This is a genomic window from Vibrio sp. 1874 (assembly GCF_033344395.1).
In the GTDB taxonomy this organism is placed as follows: domain Bacteria; phylum Pseudomonadota; class Gammaproteobacteria; order Enterobacterales; family Vibrionaceae; genus Vibrio; species Vibrio alginolyticus.
Genome location: NZ_JAWPOR010000001.1, coordinates 732,929 through 754,392, shown reverse-complemented (window position 1 = coordinate 754,392; position 21,464 = coordinate 732,929). Strand labels below are relative to the sequence as shown.

Annotated in this window: 20 protein-coding genes and 1 pseudogene; 7 read left to right on the top strand and 14 right to left on the bottom strand. The window is 43.8% G+C overall.

Features of this window, described 5'->3' with window-relative positions; genetic code table 11:
- Positions 1-91: 91 nt before the first annotated feature.
- The 6 genes from R8N46_RS03345 to R8N46_RS03320 form a co-directional block, all read right to left on the bottom strand.
- Positions 92-1,105 carry a CobW family GTP-binding protein gene (locus tag R8N46_RS03345; protein ID WP_021707804.1) on the bottom strand — a complete coding sequence of 338 codons (1,014 nt, stop codon included), beginning with the start codon at positions 1,103-1,105 and terminating at the stop codon, positions 92-94.
- Positions 1,095-1,655: a carbonate dehydratase gene (locus tag R8N46_RS03340; RefSeq protein WP_017821071.1), complete on the bottom strand. Its 561-nt coding sequence runs from the start codon at positions 1,653-1,655 to the stop codon at positions 1,095-1,097. The genes R8N46_RS03345 and R8N46_RS03340 overlap by 11 nt, the downstream gene beginning before the upstream one ends.
- Positions 1,656-1,699: 44 nt before the next feature.
- A complete protein-coding gene (locus tag R8N46_RS03335; protein ID WP_062730948.1) occupies positions 1,700-3,034 on the bottom strand; it encodes a dihydroorotase in 1,335 nt (444 codons plus the stop codon).
- 82 nt (positions 3,035-3,116) lie between these two features.
- The gene (locus R8N46_RS03330; RefSeq protein WP_017821073.1) at positions 3,117-3,587 is read right to left on the bottom strand and encodes a Fur family transcriptional regulator; all 471 of its coding nucleotides are present in this window, start codon (positions 3,585-3,587) and stop codon (positions 3,117-3,119) included.
- A 4-nt stretch (positions 3,588-3,591) separates the two neighbouring features.
- Positions 3,592-4,260 (bottom strand): DUF1826 domain-containing protein, encoded by a 669-nt coding sequence (locus R8N46_RS03325; RefSeq protein WP_025767648.1) that lies wholly within the window; start codon positions 4,258-4,260, stop codon positions 3,592-3,594.
- Between the two features lie 339 nt (positions 4,261-4,599).
- Positions 4,600-5,394: an AraC family transcriptional regulator gene (locus R8N46_RS03320; protein ID WP_047104473.1), complete on the bottom strand. Its 795-nt coding sequence runs from the start codon at positions 5,392-5,394 to the stop codon at positions 4,600-4,602.
- A 122-nt stretch (positions 5,395-5,516) separates the two neighbouring features.
- Between R8N46_RS03320 and R8N46_RS03315 the strand changes: the two genes are divergently transcribed.
- On the top strand, positions 5,517-6,323 hold the full coding sequence (locus R8N46_RS03315) for a sulfite exporter TauE/SafE family protein (RefSeq protein WP_115386706.1): 807 nt from the start codon (positions 5,517-5,519) through the stop codon (positions 6,321-6,323).
- A 119-nt stretch (positions 6,324-6,442) separates the two neighbouring features.
- Here the strand turns inward: R8N46_RS03315 and R8N46_RS03310 are convergent, their stop codons facing one another.
- The 4 genes from R8N46_RS03310 to R8N46_RS03295 all read right to left on the bottom strand — a co-directional run bounded on the left by R8N46_RS03310 (position 6,443) and on the right by R8N46_RS03295 (position 10,300).
- Complete coding sequence (locus tag R8N46_RS03310) at positions 6,443-7,468, bottom strand: alpha/beta hydrolase family protein (protein ID WP_115386932.1); 1,026 nt, start codon at positions 7,466-7,468, stop codon at positions 6,443-6,445.
- A gap of 398 nt (positions 7,469-7,866) precedes the next feature.
- Complete coding sequence (locus R8N46_RS03305) at positions 7,867-8,169, bottom strand: hypothetical protein (protein ID WP_042521903.1); 303 nt, start codon at positions 8,167-8,169, stop codon at positions 7,867-7,869.
- 205 nt (positions 8,170-8,374) lie between these two features.
- Positions 8,375-9,313, bottom strand: coding sequence for an alpha/beta hydrolase (locus R8N46_RS03300; RefSeq protein WP_017635745.1), 939 nt, complete (start codon positions 9,311-9,313; stop codon positions 8,375-8,377).
- Positions 9,314-9,385: 72 nt separating this feature from the next.
- Positions 9,386-10,300 carry an alpha/beta hydrolase gene (locus R8N46_RS03295; protein ID WP_017821078.1) on the bottom strand — a complete coding sequence of 305 codons (915 nt, stop codon included), beginning with the start codon at positions 10,298-10,300 and terminating at the stop codon, positions 9,386-9,388.
- 128 nt (positions 10,301-10,428) lie between these two features.
- Between R8N46_RS03295 and R8N46_RS03290 the strand changes: the two genes are divergently transcribed.
- A complete protein-coding gene (locus R8N46_RS03290) occupies positions 10,429-11,358 on the top strand; it encodes a LysR family transcriptional regulator (RefSeq protein ID WP_115386707.1) in 930 nt (309 codons plus the stop codon).
- A 68-nt stretch (positions 11,359-11,426) separates the two neighbouring features.
- Here the strand turns inward: R8N46_RS03290 and R8N46_RS03285 are convergent, their stop codons facing one another.
- A complete protein-coding gene (locus R8N46_RS03285) occupies positions 11,427-12,620 on the bottom strand; it encodes an acetate/propionate family kinase (protein WP_005375697.1) in 1,194 nt (397 codons plus the stop codon).
- 363 nt (positions 12,621-12,983) lie between these two features.
- Here R8N46_RS03285 and R8N46_RS25715 point away from each other — a divergent pair.
- Both R8N46_RS25715 and R8N46_RS25710 read left to right on the top strand, forming a co-directional pair.
- Positions 12,984-13,305: pseudogene (locus tag R8N46_RS25715) on the top strand (GGDEF domain-containing protein); the annotation flags it as partial.
- A 125-nt stretch (positions 13,306-13,430) separates the two neighbouring features.
- Complete coding sequence (locus R8N46_RS25710; protein ID WP_373921230.1) at positions 13,431-13,607, top strand: EAL domain-containing protein; 177 nt, start codon at positions 13,431-13,433, stop codon at positions 13,605-13,607.
- 100 nt (positions 13,608-13,707) lie between these two features.
- Here R8N46_RS25710 and R8N46_RS03275 read toward each other — a convergent pair whose 3' ends face one another.
- Positions 13,708-15,639, bottom strand: coding sequence for a DEAD/DEAH box helicase (locus tag R8N46_RS03275; protein ID WP_213972147.1), 1,932 nt, complete (start codon positions 15,637-15,639; stop codon positions 13,708-13,710).
- 413 nt (positions 15,640-16,052) lie between these two features.
- Between R8N46_RS03275 and rnb the strand changes: the two genes are divergently transcribed.
- Positions 16,053-18,056: an exoribonuclease II gene (gene rnb, locus R8N46_RS03270; protein ID WP_213972146.1), complete on the top strand. Its 2,004-nt coding sequence runs from the start codon at positions 16,053-16,055 to the stop codon at positions 18,054-18,056.
- A 71-nt stretch (positions 18,057-18,127) separates the two neighbouring features.
- Positions 18,128-18,937: a helix-turn-helix transcriptional regulator gene (locus R8N46_RS03265; protein ID WP_191115870.1), complete on the top strand. Its 810-nt coding sequence runs from the start codon at positions 18,128-18,130 to the stop codon at positions 18,935-18,937.
- A gap of 33 nt (positions 18,938-18,970) precedes the next feature.
- Here R8N46_RS03265 and R8N46_RS03260 read toward each other — a convergent pair whose 3' ends face one another.
- A complete protein-coding gene (locus R8N46_RS03260) occupies positions 18,971-19,324 on the bottom strand; it encodes a DUF3024 domain-containing protein (protein WP_017635751.1) in 354 nt (117 codons plus the stop codon).
- A 266-nt stretch (positions 19,325-19,590) separates the two neighbouring features.
- Here R8N46_RS03260 and R8N46_RS03255 point away from each other — a divergent pair, with 266 nt between their 5' ends.
- The gene (locus R8N46_RS03255; protein WP_213972145.1) at positions 19,591-20,415 is read left to right on the top strand and encodes a phosphate ABC transporter substrate-binding protein; all 825 of its coding nucleotides are present in this window, start codon (positions 19,591-19,593) and stop codon (positions 20,413-20,415) included.
- 63 nt (positions 20,416-20,478) lie between these two features.
- On the opposite strand, the gene R8N46_RS03250 is transcribed toward R8N46_RS03255, so the two are convergent.
- Positions 20,479-21,159 carry a MaoC family dehydratase gene (locus R8N46_RS03250; protein ID WP_005386198.1) on the bottom strand — a complete coding sequence of 227 codons (681 nt, stop codon included), beginning with the start codon at positions 21,157-21,159 and terminating at the stop codon, positions 20,479-20,481.
- Positions 21,160-21,464: the final 305 nt, after the last annotated feature.

Sequence of the window (21,464 nt, the reverse complement as noted above, 5' to 3'; positions counted from 1 at the left end):
TAAGTGCCCTAAGCGCAGCTTTAAAAGAAACCCCACTAGAATTTTAAGGAGGTAAGACATTATGGTTAAAAGGAGAGTTTTCTCTTTTCTATCATGATGCCTTCTCCAAACATCGAAATAATCTATCTTCAAATTGGTCATCTAGACCGGAAGAGATCAGTTCTAGGCGGCTTTCTGAACACTCGTCTAGTTCAAACTCTGTGAGTCCATCTGATGTTAGATTGTAACCAAAAATACCGCTTCCCGTGATAAAAACCGCTTTCATTCGTTCGACCTTGAGGTCGAGCAGCAATAATCTCAGCTTTTGATGATCGAACACGTTTTCAGCGGATATACGCCAACCGATACTGTAGAAACCTTCCCCCTGATTGGTTGCTTTTAGAATGCCGCTCTCAGGCATAGGCAACTCAGGAACAAGTGACTTTTTCTCTCTTTCACGATAAAGAACAGAGGGCGTTTTTTGCACGTCAATACGAGTCGCTCCCTCACATTCATGAAAAGGGATAGCGCCATGTTCAGCGAAAATCACTTTTGTTTCCCGCAGACCGAGCTTTGCTATATAAGCCGTCAGCTTTTGCTCATCTTCATCTTGATAGAGATCGCGCTTATTACCTACCACTGTATCTGCGATAGTGATTTGCTGGTTAAACGTTTCATGCTCAGTGTACTTAGGATCCGATAGTTTACGTGCATCGACTAAAGTAATGTTTTTTTGCAAAGCGAGAATTTGACGATAATACTCGGTCGATAGCACTTGCAGTACTTCTTTAGGATGACCAAGGCCTGTAGGTTCAATCAACAATCGATCTGGCCTTGCTTCAGACAATAATTGATTTAAGGCGATTTGCATCGGAAGACCTGCTGCACAGCACATACATCCCCCGGGGACCTCTCGAATAAACACTTGGTCTTGTTGTTTTTTTTGGCCTTGTAACAAGCTGCCATCAATACCAACTTCGCCAAATTCATTGACCAATACAGCCCAACGTTCATGACTCGGTTTATGGGTCAATAAGTGCATTATTGCCGATGTTTTCCCCACCCCGAGAAAGCCAGTGATGATGTTAGTCGGCACTCGCGAAATCAGTGGCTTATTAAAGTTCATTGGCAATTCTCCGGTAGCCTTGGACTAGTTCATGGTTGGCAGAAACGACGGATTCGGAAAAAGCTGAATATTCTGGCGGCACTTTAGAGATACTCTCTAAATCAAAACCGACACCAATATTGGTCATCGGTGGTACATGGAAATAAGCGGGTAAATCGAGGCCATCGACGACACAGTTATGACGAATAACACACCTCTCACCGATGACGCTATTGAACACGACGGAGTTGAAGCCAATGAAAACATCATCACAAACCTGGCAAGGACCATGAATAATCGAACGATGAGCAATGGATGAGCGCTCACCAATGGTCACCGCAGCCCCTGCCTTAGAGTGAATTACGACACCATCTTGGATATTGGTGTCACGTTTGATGACGATAGCTTCCATGTCTCCATGGTTATTAACTTCGTCAGCTCGAATAACAGCATAGGGTCCAATAAAAACGTTATCCTCAATAATGACTTTGCCACAGATAATAGCGGTTGGATCGATAAAGGCTGTTGAGGACACCTGTGGCATATGGCCCGTTGGGTTTCTTCTTAACATAATGCTTCCAGTTTGTTTATGGCTCTTTTTTTACGGTCAGCGACTTAACGATTGAAGGATAAACGCATCGCTCCAGCTGGTTTATCGATGACTTTGTTATTGTCATAAACTAGCGCGCCATTGACCCAAGTCTTTTGAATTTGAGCTGAAAATTCATGTCCAGCAAAAGGCGACCAACCACAATGATATAAACTGTTTTCGTTGCTAACTCGTGTTGGGGTATGAGCATCAACCAACACCAAATCGGCGTAGTAACCTTCACGGATAAAACCTCGGCCTTGAATGCCATAGCGAATGGCCGGGTTGTGCGCAGTTTTTTCGACTACTTGAGTCAAACTCATATGACCTAAACGGACATGCTCGAAGAGAGTAAGTAACGCATGCTGAACTAACGGCAGTCCGGCTGGAGCCTGCTCGTAAGGCACTTGTTTTTCTTGCCAAGTGTGAGGAGCGTGGTCTGTTGCAATGATATCTATTTGCCCCGTATTTAACGCTTTTAACAACGCATCGCGGTCACTAGGAAACTTGATTGAAGGATTACATTTGATCAAGTTACCAAGAGCACCATAATCTTTGTTGCTGAACCAAAGATGGTGAACACAAGCCTCCGCGGTGATTGATTTGTCTCGAATGTCTCCCTCGTCAAAAAGTGCTAGCTCCTTCGCCGTTGTGATGTGCAGCACATGCAGTTGGCTGTGATACTTTTTGGCAAGTTCTACCGCATAAGAAGATGAAGCGTAACAGGCCTCTTCGTCACGCAAAATGGGATGGTCTTCGATAGTGAAACCTGGCTTCTTAAGCCTTTGCTTTTGCTGGTTTTGTTTAATAACAGTCCCACTTTCACAATGAGTAACAATGAGTACTGGAGAGTCACGAAAAATTGACTCTAACGCTTGCGGATCTTCGACTAACAAATTTCCTGTTGATGCCCCCATAAATACTTTCACACCACAATGTTGTTTGGGGTTAAGTTGTTTAATCTGTTCAAGATTGTCTTCGGTTGCACCGAGGTAGAAAGAATAATTCGCAAACGAGCTTTCTTTAGCGAGAGCGAACTTGCGCTCTAACGAGTCAATAGTCGTTGTAGCCGGACTAACATTGGGCATTTCCATGTAGCTTGTAATACCGCCGGCCACCGCTGCCCGCGACTCACTTGCAATTGTGCCTTTATGTGTCAGCCCAGGTTCTCGGAAATGCACTTGATCGTCAATCATGCCTGGCAGTAAGTAAGCCCCTTTAGCATCAATTACAATATCTCCGTGTTGTACGGATATATTAGTAGCAATCTTGTCAATTCTTTGATCAACAATACGTAAATCTGTTTCGGTAATGGCTCTTTCGTTGACCACCCGAGCGTTTTTAATCAATGTTGCTGACATAATTCATTCTTTTAGATAATTTGAAAAGGTGGCCAATACTCGGTCACCTTGTGAAGCTATAAGGGGAGATCGTGTGTCTGCCTCATAGGGGGCGGTTTGCGCATTCATCGCAAACACAGGAAATCTCAAATTGTGGGCTAAGAACGGTGAAGCCTTCTTGTATGGCTTTCGCACATACGCTAGAAATAACATTGGCTTCAACCGCTATTTCACTAACCTTTCCACACTGAGAGCAAATCAAAAACTGTGGAACGCCATGCTCCTGATCGCACGCGATTTGAGAACAAACGACGTATTTACTAGATGTATTGAGCTTATGGACAAAGTGCTCTGCTTCAAGGAAATCGAGTATTCGATAAACCGACATCGCTTGAATGTTTTGAGAAAAGTTGTGATTGCAGTAGTCAACTAGTTCGTAGGCAGAAAGCGGCTTCTCCGCATATAGCAGCGAAGTCAGTATCAATTTCCGTTTAGTAGTGAGTTGTTTACCTCGCAGCAGGCAGATTTTCTCTACCTGCTTCATGACGTCATCTACCGTTTTGAGCTTTCTCATATCTCTAGATGAAATCCAATGTGAGTAGTAAGCGACGTTCATTATCTGCAACATGTGGAGAGCGATGTATAAGTCCAGTGGCTTCATTGCCTTCCCAACCACTTCCTTTGAGCAGGGCAACATCGCCAGGCTGCATTCGTCGTATGGCACTTTCAGAGTCGTATAAGCCCGATAGGTGATCAGGTTGACCAAGACTACCGGCACCGAGTTTAGTGCGATCAATGGTATCGTTGGTTAACCATTCGGTCGCTCGGCCGGTATAAGTTATGACAAGTCTGCAAGGCACACGATCAAAGTGAAATTTCGGGCACATCGGGCTGTCTAGGCGAGTTAGTCTCAAACCTGCTTCTTTAACCTCAAACAAACAGCAGAACATATCGACGATTAAAGCAACATCTTCACTCAGCGCATCAGCACACGCATAGCCCTCTAACTTGCTTCGTACCCATTGTGCAGCATCATCTGGCGTGACACTTTGTACCAGTGCCAATCTAGGCTCCTGAGCCAGCATCAGATTAATGTCCTTCGTCAACTCTTTCGAGAGCGTTCGCTGCCATATGGCAATATTGTGCTCTGGTTTGTAGATGTCGCTAAGTATGTTCGCTGATGTCGATATCGCCAACGATGATGTTGTTTGGACACGAAGCGGGTTCTCAACTACATCAATGCTCATATATCTTCCTCCCAAGCGTTAAAAAGGTCAGGTAAAGGTTTTAATAACGTTGATTTTCTAGGGCTATGAGACCTAGTAATCGTTACGATTTCGCTCTAGTTCACGGACATATTGACACAGTCCCACCCCATGTAGAGTCAAGTCAGACAGCGCTTGTGAAGAAATCAACGTTTACTCTCTCTCAATAGGAGACTACTGGTTGTGAGATCAATTCTTTAAACAACAAATTGTAGAGCCCCAAACAAGGAAATGTTATAACATAACAATTAATCTTTTCAATATTTACCTTTTTTGATTAAAGATAATTAGGGGAACATCATGAGCATGCGAGCACGGAAATTATATTCCGCGATTAGAAAAGTAACGCGTGGGTGAATCGCCATAGACCCGACGAAACATCGCAATAAAGTTACTGGGCGTCGAATAACCTAAAGCATGTGCAATATCTCCCACCGATTCCCCTCGAGCTATCATTTCTAATGAATGTATTAGCAGTACTTGTTGCCGCCATTCACTAAAACTCATGTTTAACTCACTACGAATCAATCGTCTTAACGTCCGAGATGAGACTGCCCCGATATTGGCCCAATGCTCCACAGAATGCTTGCTGTTTGGGTCTATTAAAATTGCTTGAGTAACTTTTTGCAGTCTCGGATCACTGGGCAGTGGGATGTGGAGTGACTCATGAGGGCTATTGACGATTTCATCGGATATTACGGCAAGAATACGTAAAGACTGTATGGATAGATCGTCTGTTTTACTCCATATCGATGCTCTAACCGATAGGGCTTTCAACACATCGCTCATTTGGATCACGCAAGGTCTCATTGGAAACCGCTCACAACTCTCTGGAGTAAACAGTAATGAACGACCTTTCAGAGAACCACAAAAATAAACACTGTGCATCGCACCCGGGGGGATCCAACCAGCTCGGTGAGGTGGTAGTATCCACGTTCCTTCATCGGTTTTGACCTGAATTAGCCCTTCATCTATACACAGTAACTGGCCTCGATGATGACTGTGCCAATTATGTGGCCGTTGATCCAAATGGTTGAAGTCGCTCCTTTCATGCTGCCACTCCTTAGCGATCAGTGCGGCACCATTTTTCCATTCGCTGTAATCAGAGTTTGTCACTTTATTTACTCAATTCCATTTTGGCCATTATTCATTATTTTCTGTCCTCTTAACGTTACCATAGCAAGTTAGCGTTCGAGTAACATTTTAGCAACGATCACTTTATCGAAGGCAGAACCATCATGAACGAACCTATCTTTATTATCTATTACATTACAGCAGGCTTGGGCATTGGCTTTCTCGCAGGACTCGTTGGTGTGGGTGGTGGTGGAATGGCCGTCCCTATTTTTGCGTTTCTATTTTCACTACAGGAAATAGCTGATACGGAAGTAGTGCATCTTGCGTTAGGGACATCAATGGCTTCGATGATTGTTACAACATTGGGCAGCATGCGCGCTCACTACAAAAAAGAGAATGTAGACTCGACAATGGTAGGAAAAATGTTGAGCGGAGTTCTAGTCGGAACATTTTGCGCCACATTCGTAGCATCGTATCTACAAGGCGTCTATCTGGCAGGCTTTTTCAGCGTATTCATGTTGTATGTTGCTTATAAGATGTTTCTCAACACTGAAAATGAGTACAACCCTAACCCACATGGGGCTATCGGTAATATCACTGTAGGCTCGGTGATTGGCTCTGTATCAGCACTTGTCTCTATAAGCGGTGCGGGGTTGATCATCCCCTATCTTGTCCAGCAAAATTTTGAGGTAAAACGTGCTATTGGTACCTCTGCTGCGATAGGTTTCCCTATCGCGCTGTCAGGAAGCCTCGGTTACATGTTAAACGGATGGGAAAATACAGATTGGAACAACTTAGTCTTAGGATACATATACCTTCCTGCAATGATCAGCTTCTCCATTAGTAGCTACTTAACTACTAGCCTCGGCGTGCGTTGTGCAGCGTATTTCCCAAATAAAGTTCTTAAGAAAATCGTTGGTATTTTGTGTGTTCTTCTAAGCTTTAAAATGCTGGGACAAGTACTTAATTAAGGCAAATAATACGGTCACTAGTATGTCTTGCACTATGGTGGAGGGATAAGCCTGCACAAAACTTACTCCTCGCTTTGCTTACTCGAACAGACAACGTGTAAGAAAGTGTCACATTGTTGCTATTCTTGTGGCTTTGTTAGGCTAGTCAGAATTACATCCAAAATTTTCTGGTGATTGTCCTTTCTGGAAACCTCGTCACGCTCCTGGCAAAGTGCTTCCTCCCCTTCTGATGCGAGAATTTTAATGCCACGCTCAGTACATTCTGCGAACGCACTAAACTGACTCGCACTGGGGATCTCTTGAAACGTCACATTGGGAAGATCAACAAGTGATTCGGCTGGTGTCAGTGCGGGATGTAGCCGATCAGAAAGCGTCACCACGGTGATAGCATTGTTCATCAAGGCCAGAGTTTCAGGGACAAAAGTTTTCGTTAGCTCAGGGTTGATAACGACGACCGATTTCAGTTTGTTTTCAGACTGAAATCGGGGGAATTTTTGATCCGGGATGCTGGTAATATCAACGTTATTTTCACGTAACCAATGACAGTCTACATTGGTGGCGTTGTGACACGATGTTCGATATTTCTCCGGGCTTATTTTCGCTCCGGAGAGCATCAGCATAGATGTGCCGCCCAGAAAAAAGCCGACCCCCTGCACTGCATCAGTATCTACGCCTCCGGACAGTATCCCGACCGAACTTAATTCGTTCAGCCCAAGCACCAAATCACTGGTTCTGAATGTGATTTCATCAACAGCCATTTCTGCATTGATTTCGTTCGGTGCAGGAGGCTTTGGTACCACAACGACATAACCTTGTTGCGCCAGGCTCGAGGCTATCCAACCACTGTGGGAAAACGCTGACCGTGTTCCGCCCTGCGACAAAAGCACAACGGGAAATTTTCCACTTGCTAAAGGGGCATCTAACTGCGTTTCGACTGATTTAAAAATGTTCCCCCTACCAAACGAGAAGTTGTTTTTTTCGTTCGTGGTGGGATACCAATAATAGACTTCCACAGGCTTGTCTCTGTCTTCACTGAATCCCGTTTTGACTGTTAGCGCAGAATGGTATTTCGGCTCATTCGTACTGGCGCTGACACTGACACACAATGTAGCGAGTAGAAAAGACATTATTATTTTGGTTTTCATTTTTCCCTCAGCCGGCAAACACATTCTTCTGCACGGAATCTGAAGATAACGAGCAGAAGAATATCCATATATTTTGCGAAACATAGCAATTAAGCTATTCATAGTCGAGGTAACCCAAAGAAAATGATAGACCGCTCCAGCTAGAGCCTTTCTTTTCAATAATTTTCTGCGGATATCCACCATGCAGAAGTTTGTACTTTACTCATTGTAAACGACTAATCATTGCCTCTTAAGGCAACATTAGAAAACCAACCGTATTCACAATCCATAACTCCATAACTCATAGTTACACCGATGTATATCTAAGTGAGCTGAAGCTTCATTGCCCATCCAGTGCCCTTTGCATTTTTATAGCAAGGTAGCCAAGCACCATTTTATTACGGACCATTGCTGCGCGGCTAATGCTTTTGTTTTGTATCGTAACTGATTTGCTTACTGACGTTCTTTAGTTGCACTCCTGCCTTATTAAATGCCTTTTGAATAGTTGTGGAAACATGCTGGCGGCCCTCTCCTTCAAAAAAGTTAGCTCGATCTTGCTTCGTTTCGAATACGCAGACTATTTCTAAACTTTGTGGAAAAGAAGAGAATTTGACGGTATGAGTCACCCAAAGAAAGCCATCGTAGCCTTTTAGCGTATCTTCACAAACTTCGGTCAACACTTCTCTAATTAGATTCTCGACCTTCTTATCTGATTTGCGCATAAATTAAACTTCATTCCTATCTAACGCCTTTAATTAGGTTTCAGTGTACATTGTCTTAAACAGTATTTGGCAGTGGTATTTAGTCAATAGCCTGTAGATGAGGTTATTCGCACGAAGATTTACCGACCTACTCGCTTCGAACTACATCTTACGCTGTTAAAAATAAGCGCTTTGCAACTCTACAAAACGCTTCTAACTTATTAGATTATTTTAAGTGTGTTTCAAGGAATGCAGAAACCTTGTCCATTGCAATGCCGACTGCTTCTGGATGGTCATACAGTTCATAGTGAGACCAATTTTCCAAATTAACCAGCTGTCGGTCTTTTGATTGAACAGAGCGGCCATAAATTTCCTGCCCATCACGATAAGCACCAAACGCCCCGACTTTTTGCCCTACCACGGCCATAACAGGCTGAGTCAATAACGTTTCGGCAAATGCAAAGGCATCCCAGCTCAGTGTTTTCTGTGCATGTGAAAACAGCATACGAGTTGCACCACCTTCGGTTTGTCCACGTGATGTTTTGTAGTATTCAGTAGCTTCGAACACGTCTCGTTCTGTTAATCCATTTTCTTTTGCAAATTCAATATTTGGAGGAAGAAGTTCATCGATTTTCAGCTCTGAGCCGCGAGCTTCGGCTGTTCTCTGTGCAGCCATAGCTTCAAGATTGGCGATAGGGTCGTACATACTAAAGCCTTCACGGAACAAGCGGCCTAAGTTAACAGGCGTAATACCTACGACAGCTTTCAAGCGCTTTTCGGTTAGGGCTGAATTGATCATGTAACCACCACCGCCGCAGATACCGAGTCCACCAATTCTATTCTCATCGACATATGGTAAAGTTACTGCATAGTCGATAACGCGACTGATATCTTCAACACGTTGACTTGGGTCTTCTACGTAGCGAGGCAATCCTCCCGATTCTCCTTGGAAGCTCGCGTCAAATGCGATCACGACGTAACCTAACTCAGCAAGGGCTTTACCATAGACAGCGCTGGATGTTTGTTCTTTACAACTACCAAAAGGATGAACACTTATCATTGTTGGGTAGCGTTTCGATTCATTGAAGCCTTCTGGGAATAAAATTAATGCAGACATATCCCAAGACATATCAGCATTTCTAAAAGTGATTTTTTGCATATTCATAATCAATACCTTAAGAGTAAAAAGCCTTGAGAGCAGAAAGGCTCGAAGCAATTGAGCCTTTCATCGGGAATATTAAAGAGTGCGTTGGAAGAAAGATGCGAGTTGGGATACTGCGTCATCGACGTATTCGGCAACATCATAAAGCGACATATGGTTTGCACCATCAATGGCATACAAGGTTTTATCTGAACTCGCAGCACGTTCTATCAGGTCATCACTCATCCATTTGCTGCCTGCGTCACTACCAACGACAGCAAGAATTGGCTGAGTTAGGAATGCTTCCGCTTTGTGGTACGCATCGTAAGTAATGATCTGATTTAAGTTACGAGTTAGAGCAAAACCCGGCGCATTTGGATGTTCACAACGTGGTGTGTGGTAATACTCCCAAGCTTCGCGTAGTTCTGCATTTGAGGCATCTTCTTCACGCATCGGAGCTAGAGGAATAGTCGCGAATTCTGTACCATTCGTGTCGGTTGTGCGAGCATTCGAACCAAATTCTAAGTAACCAACAGCGTCAGCATCGTTAACCGAATTATCCCAACCATTACGGAACATTTGGCCAATGTTTACGGCACTAACCATACCCAGTGCTTTGATTCGACGATCATTGATCGCTGCATTTGCACTATAGCCCGCACCAGCACAAATCCCCATTGCGCCAATTTTATCGTTATCGACGTACTCTAACGTTGTCAGATAGTCGACGACTGCGCTCACGTCTTCAGTACTCGTGTAAGGGTTTTCCATTTGGCGAGGCTCACCTGTACTTTCACCTTGATACGAACGGTCAAACGCAATGGCAATTATGCCGCTTTTTGCAAGTTTACTCGCGTATAGGCCTGCGGTTTGCTCTTTTACGCCACCACCTGGGTGTGAAACAACAACCGCCGCATATTGTTTACTTGCATCAAAATCTGTAGGGAAGTTGATAACCGCTGAAATCTCAATACCTTGACCATTGAGATTTTTGAAAGTGACTTTAGACATAGCGACATTCTCCATTAGAGGTTAACTGTTCATCTCAGGCTGACCTGAGCTTCGAGGTAATATTAGTCAACACACTGTTTCGGATAAATATCGTTTTATCTACATGACTGTTTAGTTATACTTAACAAATGAGAATAGAACCTTCTTTAATTTCATCACTGACGTGGTTTGCACATATTGCTCGCCATCGCAGTTTCACTAAAGCAGCCTTAGAAATGGGGATAACCCGTGCTGCCTTATCACAACACCTGAAAGCGTTAGAGCAACAGCTACAAGTTCGGTTAATCAATAGAACCACTAGAAGTATGTCGTTGACTCAAGAAGGCCAACGTCTGCTTGATATTTTGCAACCTTCATTGATGAACATTGAGCAGGTCGTTAACGAATTGAACGACTCTCATCTTGAGCCTTCGGGATTAATCCGTATCAGTGTATCAAGAACCGCTGCTCGGCTGCTTATTGAGCCCTATCTAGGTGAGTTCCTCTCTCGTTATCCTAAAATACGCCTAGAGCTAATCATGGATGATGGGTTTTCTAACATCGTCGCAGAAGGCGTTGACGCTGGCATTCGCTTAGGATTAAGCTTAGATGAACATATGGTTGCGGTCCCTATTACTCCGCCGTTAACAACGGCAATAGTGGGCTCTCCTGAATACTTTAGGCAAAATGGACTACCTCAAACTCCTGAGGATTTAGAAGGTCACAATTGCCTTGCTTATCGTTTTACCTCTAGCGGAACAATTGATCATTGGTCGCTAACCTCTCCAGATGTTGCAAAGCGCACCCTCGTTTTCGAGCCTAAAGGCAATGCTATTTTTAATGATGACTATAGTATGTTACAAGCTGCAATACAGGGTGTGGGTTTAGTGAAGCATATTGATTTATGGGTGGAAAAGCACATAAATGAGGGAAGATTGACCCGAGTTCTGACACCTTGGTGCAAAGAGTTTCCTGGGTTTTATTTATATATACCTTCACGAGAGCATATGCCGAAAAAAATCCGCGTCTTGATGGATTTTTTAATCGAAAAGCGCGAAGCTCTGAAACTCAAAGAGTAATTACCAAATTGCTTTAAGTAAAAAAGCGAGCACGAGGCTCGCTTTTAACTTTCTGTTTTCGTTATATATTACAATAGCTCAACCGATTGTTTAGCTATCACAAATTCCTCGTTAGTAGGAATAACAAGAGCTTTGGCACCTAATAACTCAGATGTTGCAATAACACCTGCGTTACCAAACCTTGCATCTTCGTTACCTTTCTCATCTTCAACAAAACCTAACAGTTTTAGGTTTTTCAAGATTTCACGACGAATTGGTAGTGAGTTTTCACCAATACCACCAGTGAAGATGATGCCGTCTAATGAATCCAGAGCCGCTAGGTAGGAAGTAATGTATTTCGCAACGCGGTAAGTGAAGATCTCAAATGCCAACTTCGCACGTGAATTCCCCGCTTCCATTGCTTCTAGTACGCCACGAGCATCACTTGTCACACCAGATACACCTAAGAAACCTGACTTCTTGTTCATCATCTCGAACACTTCGTCTTTTTCCCAGCCTTTACGGAAAAGGAACTCGATAACACTTGGATCAAGGTCACCACAGCGAGTGCCCATCATTAGGCCAGCTAACGGCGTCAAACCCATACTTGTATCAACACATTCGCCATTTTTAACCGCACTCACTGATGCACCGTTACCTAAGTGCACAGTGATAAAGCTGCTTTCTTCAACCGGCTTATCTAGCATTTTCGCTGCTTCACGGCTTACGTAGTAGTGGCTTGTACCGTGAGCACCGTAACGACGCACTTTATGCTCTTCGTAAAGCTCGTAAGGAAGTGCGTACATAAAGGCTTTGGCTGGCATTGTTTGGTGGAAAGCAGTGTCAAATACAGCAAATTGAGGCAGTGAAGGGAACGCCGCCATTGCCGCTCTCATGCCTTCAGCGTTCGCTTTGTTATGAAGTGGTGCAAGTTCAGCAAGGCGCTCTACTTCTTGAATAACTGTTTCATCAACTTTCACAGTTCCTTTAAAGGTTTCACCGCCTGCGACAATGCGATGGCCTACAGCGACAAATTTTGAGCTCAAACCTAGAGTATCGAGTAGTTTTACCACTCGCTCAACAGCGTACTGATGATGGTTGCCACCAGCTGGAATTGCTTCAACGGTTTTTTCTCCCTGATATTTCCAACTGATTTCAGCTTCAGGTAGGCCAAAACACTCACCAATACCTGATACCAAAGCTTCACCGGTTTCAGAATCAATAACAGCAAATTTTAATGAAGAGCTACCAGAGTTGATCACCAGTACAAACGAATTAGACATGAAATAGTTATCCTGTTGTAGAGCAGAGGTTGTAATAGCGCTTGTGCGCTGCGTACTTCTTGTTTGCCCTTCTATTATTCAATAATTTTTTAATCTTTCAACAATCTTTTAGTAAAACCGATTTGATTGAACAAATTTTGTTGATCTGTAGCAAGTTTTGATTTTATTTGAAGGCTAAAAGATATCACTTGTTAAAGATAATTTATGAATAGGTCAATTTGTACAAAGTCAGATATATAAGATACGTTGTTTATTGGGTGAACAAAAATAACAAACCAATCAATAAATCGGGGTAATAATGTGCCCACTATTGCATTTCTATTAGTGATCTTAGGTTCGATTTTGCTCTGCTGGGGATGGCAGATGACAAAAAACATCTGCTCGAAAACTGACGTAACCGGGTGGACTTTTCCTATTATTGTTAATCAGCTGTTTCATTTTTGCTTATGCCGTTTTTTTGCACGCCATCATGCAAAAACCTATTGCTTCTCTCTTAGAAACGGGGGTTTCTCTTATACTTTTTGGCGGCAGTATCTTTGTCGTGCTGGTGATTAAGTGGAGCAACGATTCGATATTCGAGCTTCATACCGTTGCTGAAGGAGAGAAGCGCAATGCTGTCCATGACGCTCTTACTGGGCTCCCTAATCGTAAATACTGCTTTGAGTCTATCGAAGACATGACACAACCTGAAGGCCAATGACTGATTCAAATTATGAGATAACCTCAAAAACGTCGAAAGATTGATAATACGTTTCAAGGTAAGCTGGTTAATTTCTTTTCACAACAAGCCGCGCTGAAGGCTCCCGCTCTATCGTTGAGAACACGATTGCGCTAGCACATGGATTAGGGTATTCGGTCGTAGCAGAAGGCGTTCAAGACATGGACACACTGCATTTTTTGAGAAGTCGAGGCTGTGACATCATTCAGGGCTACTTGTTCTGTCCAGCCCTTAGACGAAGTAATAAGTTGGGTAAACAAACACGATGAAAAGCAAAACCGTATTAGACGCGCATAAAAAAGCCGAGCGCTTTGCTCGGCTTTCAATTCTTTTTGTAGCGACTTAAACCGTCGCTTTAATCACTAGTGATTATACGTCTGTACGACGGCCACGACCGTGACCACGTTCACCACGATGTGCACCACGGTGATCACCACCACGGTTGCGATCAAAACGACGTTCGCCACCTTCACGATTGCCATCGCGGTTGCCGTCACGGTTACCACGGAAGCCACCTTCGCGACGGCCGCCTTCACGACGATCACCACCACGGTTGCCGCCTTCGCGGTTGCCACGGTAACCACCTCCATCACGACGACCACCATCGCGACGACCACCGTCACGGCGACCACCACGAGACTCGCGGAAATCATCGAAATCACATACTACAGCACCAACATCTTGTTGACGGATGCGTAGTTTGCTTAGCTTGTTCGCCGCGTCTGAAGTCATTGCTTTAGGTAGCTGTACGAATGTGTGACCTTGAGCTAGCTTGATCGCACCGATAGAACCTTTACCTAGACCTAGTTCGTTTGCTAGAGCGCCAACGATGTCTTTAACTTGAACGCCTTGCTCACGACCAACTTGAAGCTGGTAAGTATCCCAGTCTTGGTTGTTGAAGTTACGACCGCCATCGCGACCACCTTCACGACGCTCTTTACGACGTTGCTTGTCACGCTCAATTGCTTCAACCATTGGGTCTTCGCCAATGTAGAACAGAGGACGTTTGCCTTGTTGACGCTTAAGAAGCATAGCAGCAAGTGTTGCTGGGTCGATGTCTAGAGAAGTTTGTAGTTTCTCTACCAACTCAGCAAATTTGTCTAGTGCTTTGTGCTCTTTCTCTGCTTCAAGCTCAGCGCCTAGCTTAGCTAGACGAGCTTCAGCAACTTGGTCACGTAGAGGAAGTTGGATTTCTTCCATAGATGACTTAGTTACACGCTCGATAGTGCGAAGCATACGAATTTGGTTAGTGCGAACTAGAAGGATCGCTTTACCCTTACGTCCAGCACGGCCAGTACGACCGATACGGTGGATGTATGACTCAACATCAAATGGGATGTCGTAGTTGAATACGTGCGTAATACGTGGAACGTCAAGACCACGAGCTACAACATCAGTTGCAACTAGGATGTCAATAACACCTTGTTTGATGTGATCAACAGTACGTTCACGTAGAGACTGAGGAATGTCACCGTGCAGTGCAGCTGCTTTGAAGCCACGTGCAGATAGCCAGTCAGCCAGACGCTCAGTATCTTGACGAGTACGTACGAATACGATTGACGCGTCAGTTTCTTCAGTTTCAAGAAGACGAGACATTGCTTCATCTTTCTCTACACCTTTCACTACCCAGAACTGTTGTTGAACTTTGTCTACAGTGTGGTTTTTACCAGCAACGTCAACCGTTACAGGGTCACGAAGGAAGCGTTCAACGATCTTCTTCAGCATTGGAGGCATAGTTGCAGAAAACAGAACGCGTTGTGCTGACTCTGGAGCGTGCTCCATGATCGCAGTTACGTCATCTACGAAACCCATGTTTAGCATTTCGTCTGCTTCATCAAGAACGAAAGTACTAACTTCGTCTAGGTGTAGACGTTCGCGATTGATAAGATCTTGAACACGGCCTGGAGTACCGACAACTACATGAGCGCCACTTTTAAGAGCACGCATTTGGTCGACAATAGATGCGCCACCGTAAATCTCTAGAACTTTCAAACCTTTGATATTTTTACCAAGGTTTTTCATTTCCGCTGCAACCTGAATTGCCAGCTCACGAGTCGGAGCAAGTACAATCGCTTGCGGTTTGCGTTGGTTTAGATCGAGTTTGTTGAGAAGAGGCAGAGAGAACGCTGCTGTTTTACCTGTACCTGTTTGAGCTTTACCCAGCGCGTCAGCACCTTCCAATAGGTGTGGGATTGCCGCAGCCTGAATTGGAGTTGGTGACACGAAACCCATTCCGTCTAGAGCAGAAAGGATAGAATCATTCAGAGATAAATCACTGAATTGAATAACAGAATCTTGCATTGGGATCCTACTTAATTAAACAAAAAAACAGTCCCATATGCTCTTCCAATTCGATACTGATCCATCCAGATACTGATTCCATTCAGACGGGAACACAGCACAGTACACAACCGCGATAAGCCATTAGGGACGACTAAGGGAGGCGGATTATTCCTTAAAAGCATAAAAAAATCCAGAAAAAATTGAATTACATCACAATTTATTCTCAACAATGATCTTTTTAGCATATTTTTCCACCAGCCCTACCATTCCCCGTAGATTCGCGTAACTCACAGATGAGAATTTCATCAATATTTAAGCCAATTTCTCGTGGTTAAATTGGCAAAATTCACGGCGAAATTACGCTCCACAGGTAGTAATAATAGCTCGCAATGATTATAGTGTGCCCAACTCCATAGGTAATTTAAGAAAAGATGTTTCAAGATAACCCACTACTCGCTCAGCTTAAGCAGCAAATCCAAGAAAACCTGCCTAAAAAAGAAGGCTCAATAAAAGCCACAGATAAAGGCTTTGGCTTTTTGGAAGTGGACAGTAAGACTAGCTTCTTCATCCCGCCTGCGTACATGAAAAAGTGCATGCACGGTGACAAAGTCGTCGCCATTATCCGCACCGAAAATGAACGCGAAGTTGCAGAGCCACAAGAGCTGCTGGAACAAGCCGTGACTCGCTTTATTGGTCGAGTAAAAATGTTCAAAGGCAAGCTCAACGTAGCACCTGATCACCCACAGCTTAAAAAGCTGTCTCTTAAAGCGAAACTAAAGAAAGGTCTTAAACCTGACGAGTTCGCCGAAGGTGATTGGGTTGTCGCACATCTTATTCGCCACCCTCTAAAAGGCGATAACTCTTTCTTCGTAGAAATTTCTGAAAAAATCACTGACGCGAATGATAAAATTGCGCCTTGGTGGGTAACGCTTGCTCAAAACGATCTACCAAACTCTGAGCCAGCAGGCATCGATAACTGGGAACTGAAAGACGACGCGGAGCTAGAACGCGTAGACATGACTCATGTTCCATTCGTCACTATCGACGGTGAATCGACTAAAGATATGGACGATGCGCTGTACGCGAAGAAAACCGTATCTGGCGATTTCGAACTCACCATCGCTATTGCGGACCCAACCGCCTACATCACACCTGAAGATGAAATGGATAAAGTAGCACGTGAGCGTGGCTATACTATTTATCTTCCAGGCCGCAACATCCCGATGTTACCTCGTGATTTAGCGGACAACCTATGCTCTCTGATTGAAGGTGAAACCCGCCCTGCTATTTGCTGTACCGTAACGGTAAGTAAAGATGGTGTGATTGGCGACGATATTAAATTCTTCGCAGCAAACATCAAATCACATGCACGCCTAGCATACGATCACGTGTCTGATTGGTTAGAAAACGGCAGCTCTGAAGCATGGACGCCATCTGAAGAGATCGCGACCATCGTTCGTGATCTTTATGAGTTCTCTCTTGCTCGCGCTGAATGGCGTGAGAAAAACGCAGTGGTCTTCCCTGATCGTCCTGACTACCGTTTTGAGCTCAGTGAAGATAACGATGTAATCGCTATCCACGCAGACATGCGCCGCAGTGCAAACCGTCTTGTTGAAGAATCCATGATTACCGCAAACATCTGTGCAGGTCGTACATTACGCGATAAATTTGAAACAGGTGTCTTCAATACGCATGCAGGTATCAAGAACGAGAAGATTGAAGAAGTGGTTCAACTTGTCAATCCAGAAGGCCAGTTGGAGTTCACAGCGGAGTCTATTGCTACGCTAGAAGGCTTTGCTGCGTTGCGCCGCTGGTTGGCAGCTCAAGAAGCGTCTTATCTAGATAACCGCATTCGTAAGTTCCAAGCATACAGTGAGGTGGGTAATCAGCCTCTGCCTCATTACGCAATGGGTTTAGACATCTATGCAACTTGGACATCACCAATTCGTAAATACGGTGATATGATCAACCACCGTATGTTGAAGGCCGTCATCCTTGGTAAAGAACCCGTACAAAAACCAGATGACCAAGTAGGCGAAGAGCTAGCTCTACATCGTAAACATCATAAAATCGCTGAGCGAAATGTCTCAGATTGGCTATATGCACGCACGCTTGCTGATGAGCCGAGCAAGAAAACTTGTTTCACAGGTGAGATTTTCGATATTAATCGTGCAGGCGCACGTGTCCGACTTCTCGAAAATGGCGCAGCAGCCTTTATTCCTGGTGCACTAATTCTTGATAATAAAGAAAGAATTGAGTGCAATGGCGACAACGGTACCATCTCTATCGATAAAGAGGTCGTATACAAACTTGGGGATACATTGGAAATTGTCCTTACGGACGTAAACCAAGAAAACCGCAGTTTAGTTGCAAAGCCAACCCAGGTATTCGCTGAACAACCAGCAGCACAAACAGAACAGACTGTAAGTGAATAATACCGAATGAAGTTAAAAGGCGCTCTATTGAGCGCCTTTTTTATTTGTTATGTAAAACGATAAGAACTAGTATGCCGAACATTGAGATCATTCGCTTTAATCACTTCACTGCGCGCAAAAGTGAGCGTTACACTGCAACACATAATGGGTTATATATTGTTGAAGAAGGTGCCCTATTAGTTCATCAACCTAATGGTGAGCAATTTGAACTTAAAGCCGGAGATTTCACACTCTATAACTCCGCAGATCTGAGCAGTGCAGAAGCCGTCTCTAGTGACGGAGGCTTTAAAGCACTGGCTTTAGTCTTCAATCCAAATATATTCTGTGACTTTAAGAAAGCGCACCCGATGCTACGTTCCAAAACGGAAGAAAGGCGCTTCTATCCTTTTTCAACGCAATCCAGTGGCGAAGTAGCACAATTGAAGGACATGTTGGTTAAGTTAGCGAGTCGCAACGCTCCAGACTACACACAAAGCCATATCGCAATGGCATTGCTGTCGTTGATGGTTGAGGTAGAGCCAAACATCCTATCTATCATAGATGACGCAAGTAGCCTGAGCGACTCTCAAAAAGCCATTAAGTACATTGAGGGTAATATTGAAAAAGACATCACGCTAGAAGGCTTAGCGGCTCATATGAGCATGTCCATCGCAACCTTAAAACGTCGCCTCGCCGCAGATGATCTTTCGTTTTCTCAGATATTAAAGGTGAAACGGATAAACTTCGCAGCAACCCAACTGCGCAAGTCAGAAAAATCAATAACAGAAATAGCGTTTGAGTCTGGTTTTAAAAGTGCAGCGCATTTCAGTACAGCATTTAAATCCGTTTACAACATGACCCCCAAAGACTTTAGAAACCAAGTTGTTAGGCCTAAAGTATAAATCATGTCGGCATTCGCATCCGTTGGGCTCGCCCTATTCCCAAAAACACGCTTGAGGATCGCGCTCCAACTCGTTGAGTAAGTCCTCAAGCATTCGGCTAAATGGAAGTGGCTTATAAGGCACCCACCTTAACAGCTCGTTGTGATATGTGGGAACATAGAAATACCAAAGTTGGTTGTCCTCATCAAACATGATCTTCGCGACGGGAGAAGTATACTCGCTATGCTGGGAGTCGAGGAGAAAATGCGCCCGATGAAGCTCAACGCCATTTTCTACTAGCTCATAGAGGCACTTGCCCTGTTCGACAGGCAAGTTAGCATTACGCGCAGAGCAGAGCGATTGAACTGATTTGTATAAACGACTTGTCGCCATTTGGGACACTGACATCAACGTTCTCCCGATGGATGATAGTTAGAGCTGTCGATCCTAGTATATAACCTTTACATCATCACCGATGGTAGTTATCTACCTAACTCAAGTATAAGATAGCTATATTATCCTTTGCCCAGATTATCATCTCAATCCACTTGGAAACGCTAGCTCCATCACCTCTTGACTAGAAACAATTCCTTTGTTTAGCGCTAACAGTTCACAAAAGTGTAACCTGAACGCAATATCATAAACTCTGCTTTATCCCGTATATGGAGTTTAATATGTTACGTTTTACTGTGGCGACGTTATTGGCCATAGCAGTCTCCTTCCCTACCATTGCAAAAGAAATCAACATCTCAGGTTCAACGTCGGTTGCTCGTGTGATGGATGTACTTGCTGAGGAATACAACAAAACACACCCAGACGATTACGTTGCTGTTCAGGGCATTGGTTCGAGTGCTGGTATCACCATGGTCAATAAAGGAGTAGCCGAAATAGGCATGAGCTCTCGCTATCTGACTGAAAGCGAAAAAGGTGAAGATCTCAATGTATACCCTATCGCTTATGATGGCCTCGCTGTTGTTGTAAACCGTACCAACTCTGTAGAAAACCTTTCTCAGCAACAACTATTTGATATTTACAAAGGTAAAATTAAGAATTGGAAAGAGGTCGGGGGCGCAGATCAGCCTATCGCGGTGGTTACTAGAGAAGCGTCTTCAGGTTCACGTTACAGCTTCGAAAGCTTGCTGGGACTGACCAAAATCGTTAATGATCGCCTTGTCTCGGATATCAGCCCAAACAACTTGGTTGTAAACAGTAACAGCATGGTAAAAACCATTGTTAACCATAACACTCGCGCCATTGGTTTTATCTCTGTAGGGTCAGTAGATCGCTCGATCAAGGCGATTCAGTTAGATGGTATTGACCCAACCTCGACAAACATTAGCAATCATAAGTACAAGTTGGCGCGACCATTCCTAGTGCTATACAAAGTAGATAAGATTAGCGATGCAGGTAAAGGTTTTATCGCTTTCCTTCGTTCAGAGCAGGGACAAAAAGCGATTGCAGATTACGGTTATACGCCAGTAAAAAACTTTAATCAGTAAAAATAAAAAAGAGAGCACCTTGATGCTCTCTTTTCCTATGTCGTGTTCTATCCGGTTTCGGAATTAGAAATGCAGTTGAATTACAGAGACCACAACCGCACCAGGTCGGCGAATACCTTCAATTTCCACTTTAATTTCGCGCTCAATCTCCAAACCTTTTTTGATTGGCGTTACTTTTGTTAACGTGCTGACTGCACGAACATTATTGCCTGCTTTGACAGGGTAAGGGAAACGAACTTGGTTTAAACCCAAGTTAACTACCATTTTAGCTGTTGGGAACATTGGCTTTTCTGGATCAACTGAATCCGTCAGTTTAGGCAGCAATGCTAATGTTAAAAAGCCATGAGCGATAGTTGTCTTAAATGGAGATTCAGTTGAAGCACGCTCTGGATCAGTATGAATCCATTGCATGTCTTCCGTTACCGCACCAAATTGGTTAATACGTTCTTGAGACACATGAACCCAATCACCAGTGTGAATAACTTCGCCAATTTTTTCACTTAACTCGTCATAAAGCTTTTGAGCCTCTGGTGCCATTACGATCGGTGCAGGTTGAGGTGCAACTTCTTCGTTGACGGCTGGCTGCTGGTGATCACGAACTTTTGAGAAAAGAAAGCTATTTTGAGCTTTCCCCAAAAAGTCACTCCAATAATCGCGTAACGTTGGAGACATCCAATTCATAAACTCGGATTGATGAGCAGAAATCGCATCAACTTTGTCTTTAAATAGATTTGTGACCTTCATAAACACCCTTAAGAATTCTAAGCACAACTGGCTATACCAGTTAATTTTGAATTAGTTCACAAAGTCTTGCAAATACTTTCGGGCGAACACATGTACCCTAAAAGCATGTTATGTCTTATATATCAGCAAGATAACAATAAAACACCATTTTATTGACGTGCGCCAATATAAAGTAAAAACTCTATAAATTGGTACTTTTTGTCCCTTTTTCACTCCGCTTTCAAACTGTCCAACATCACATCAGTGATCATAGAACAAGCAAACAGTACTTCTATTATAATTCAGCACTTTACAAGTCAGACTAT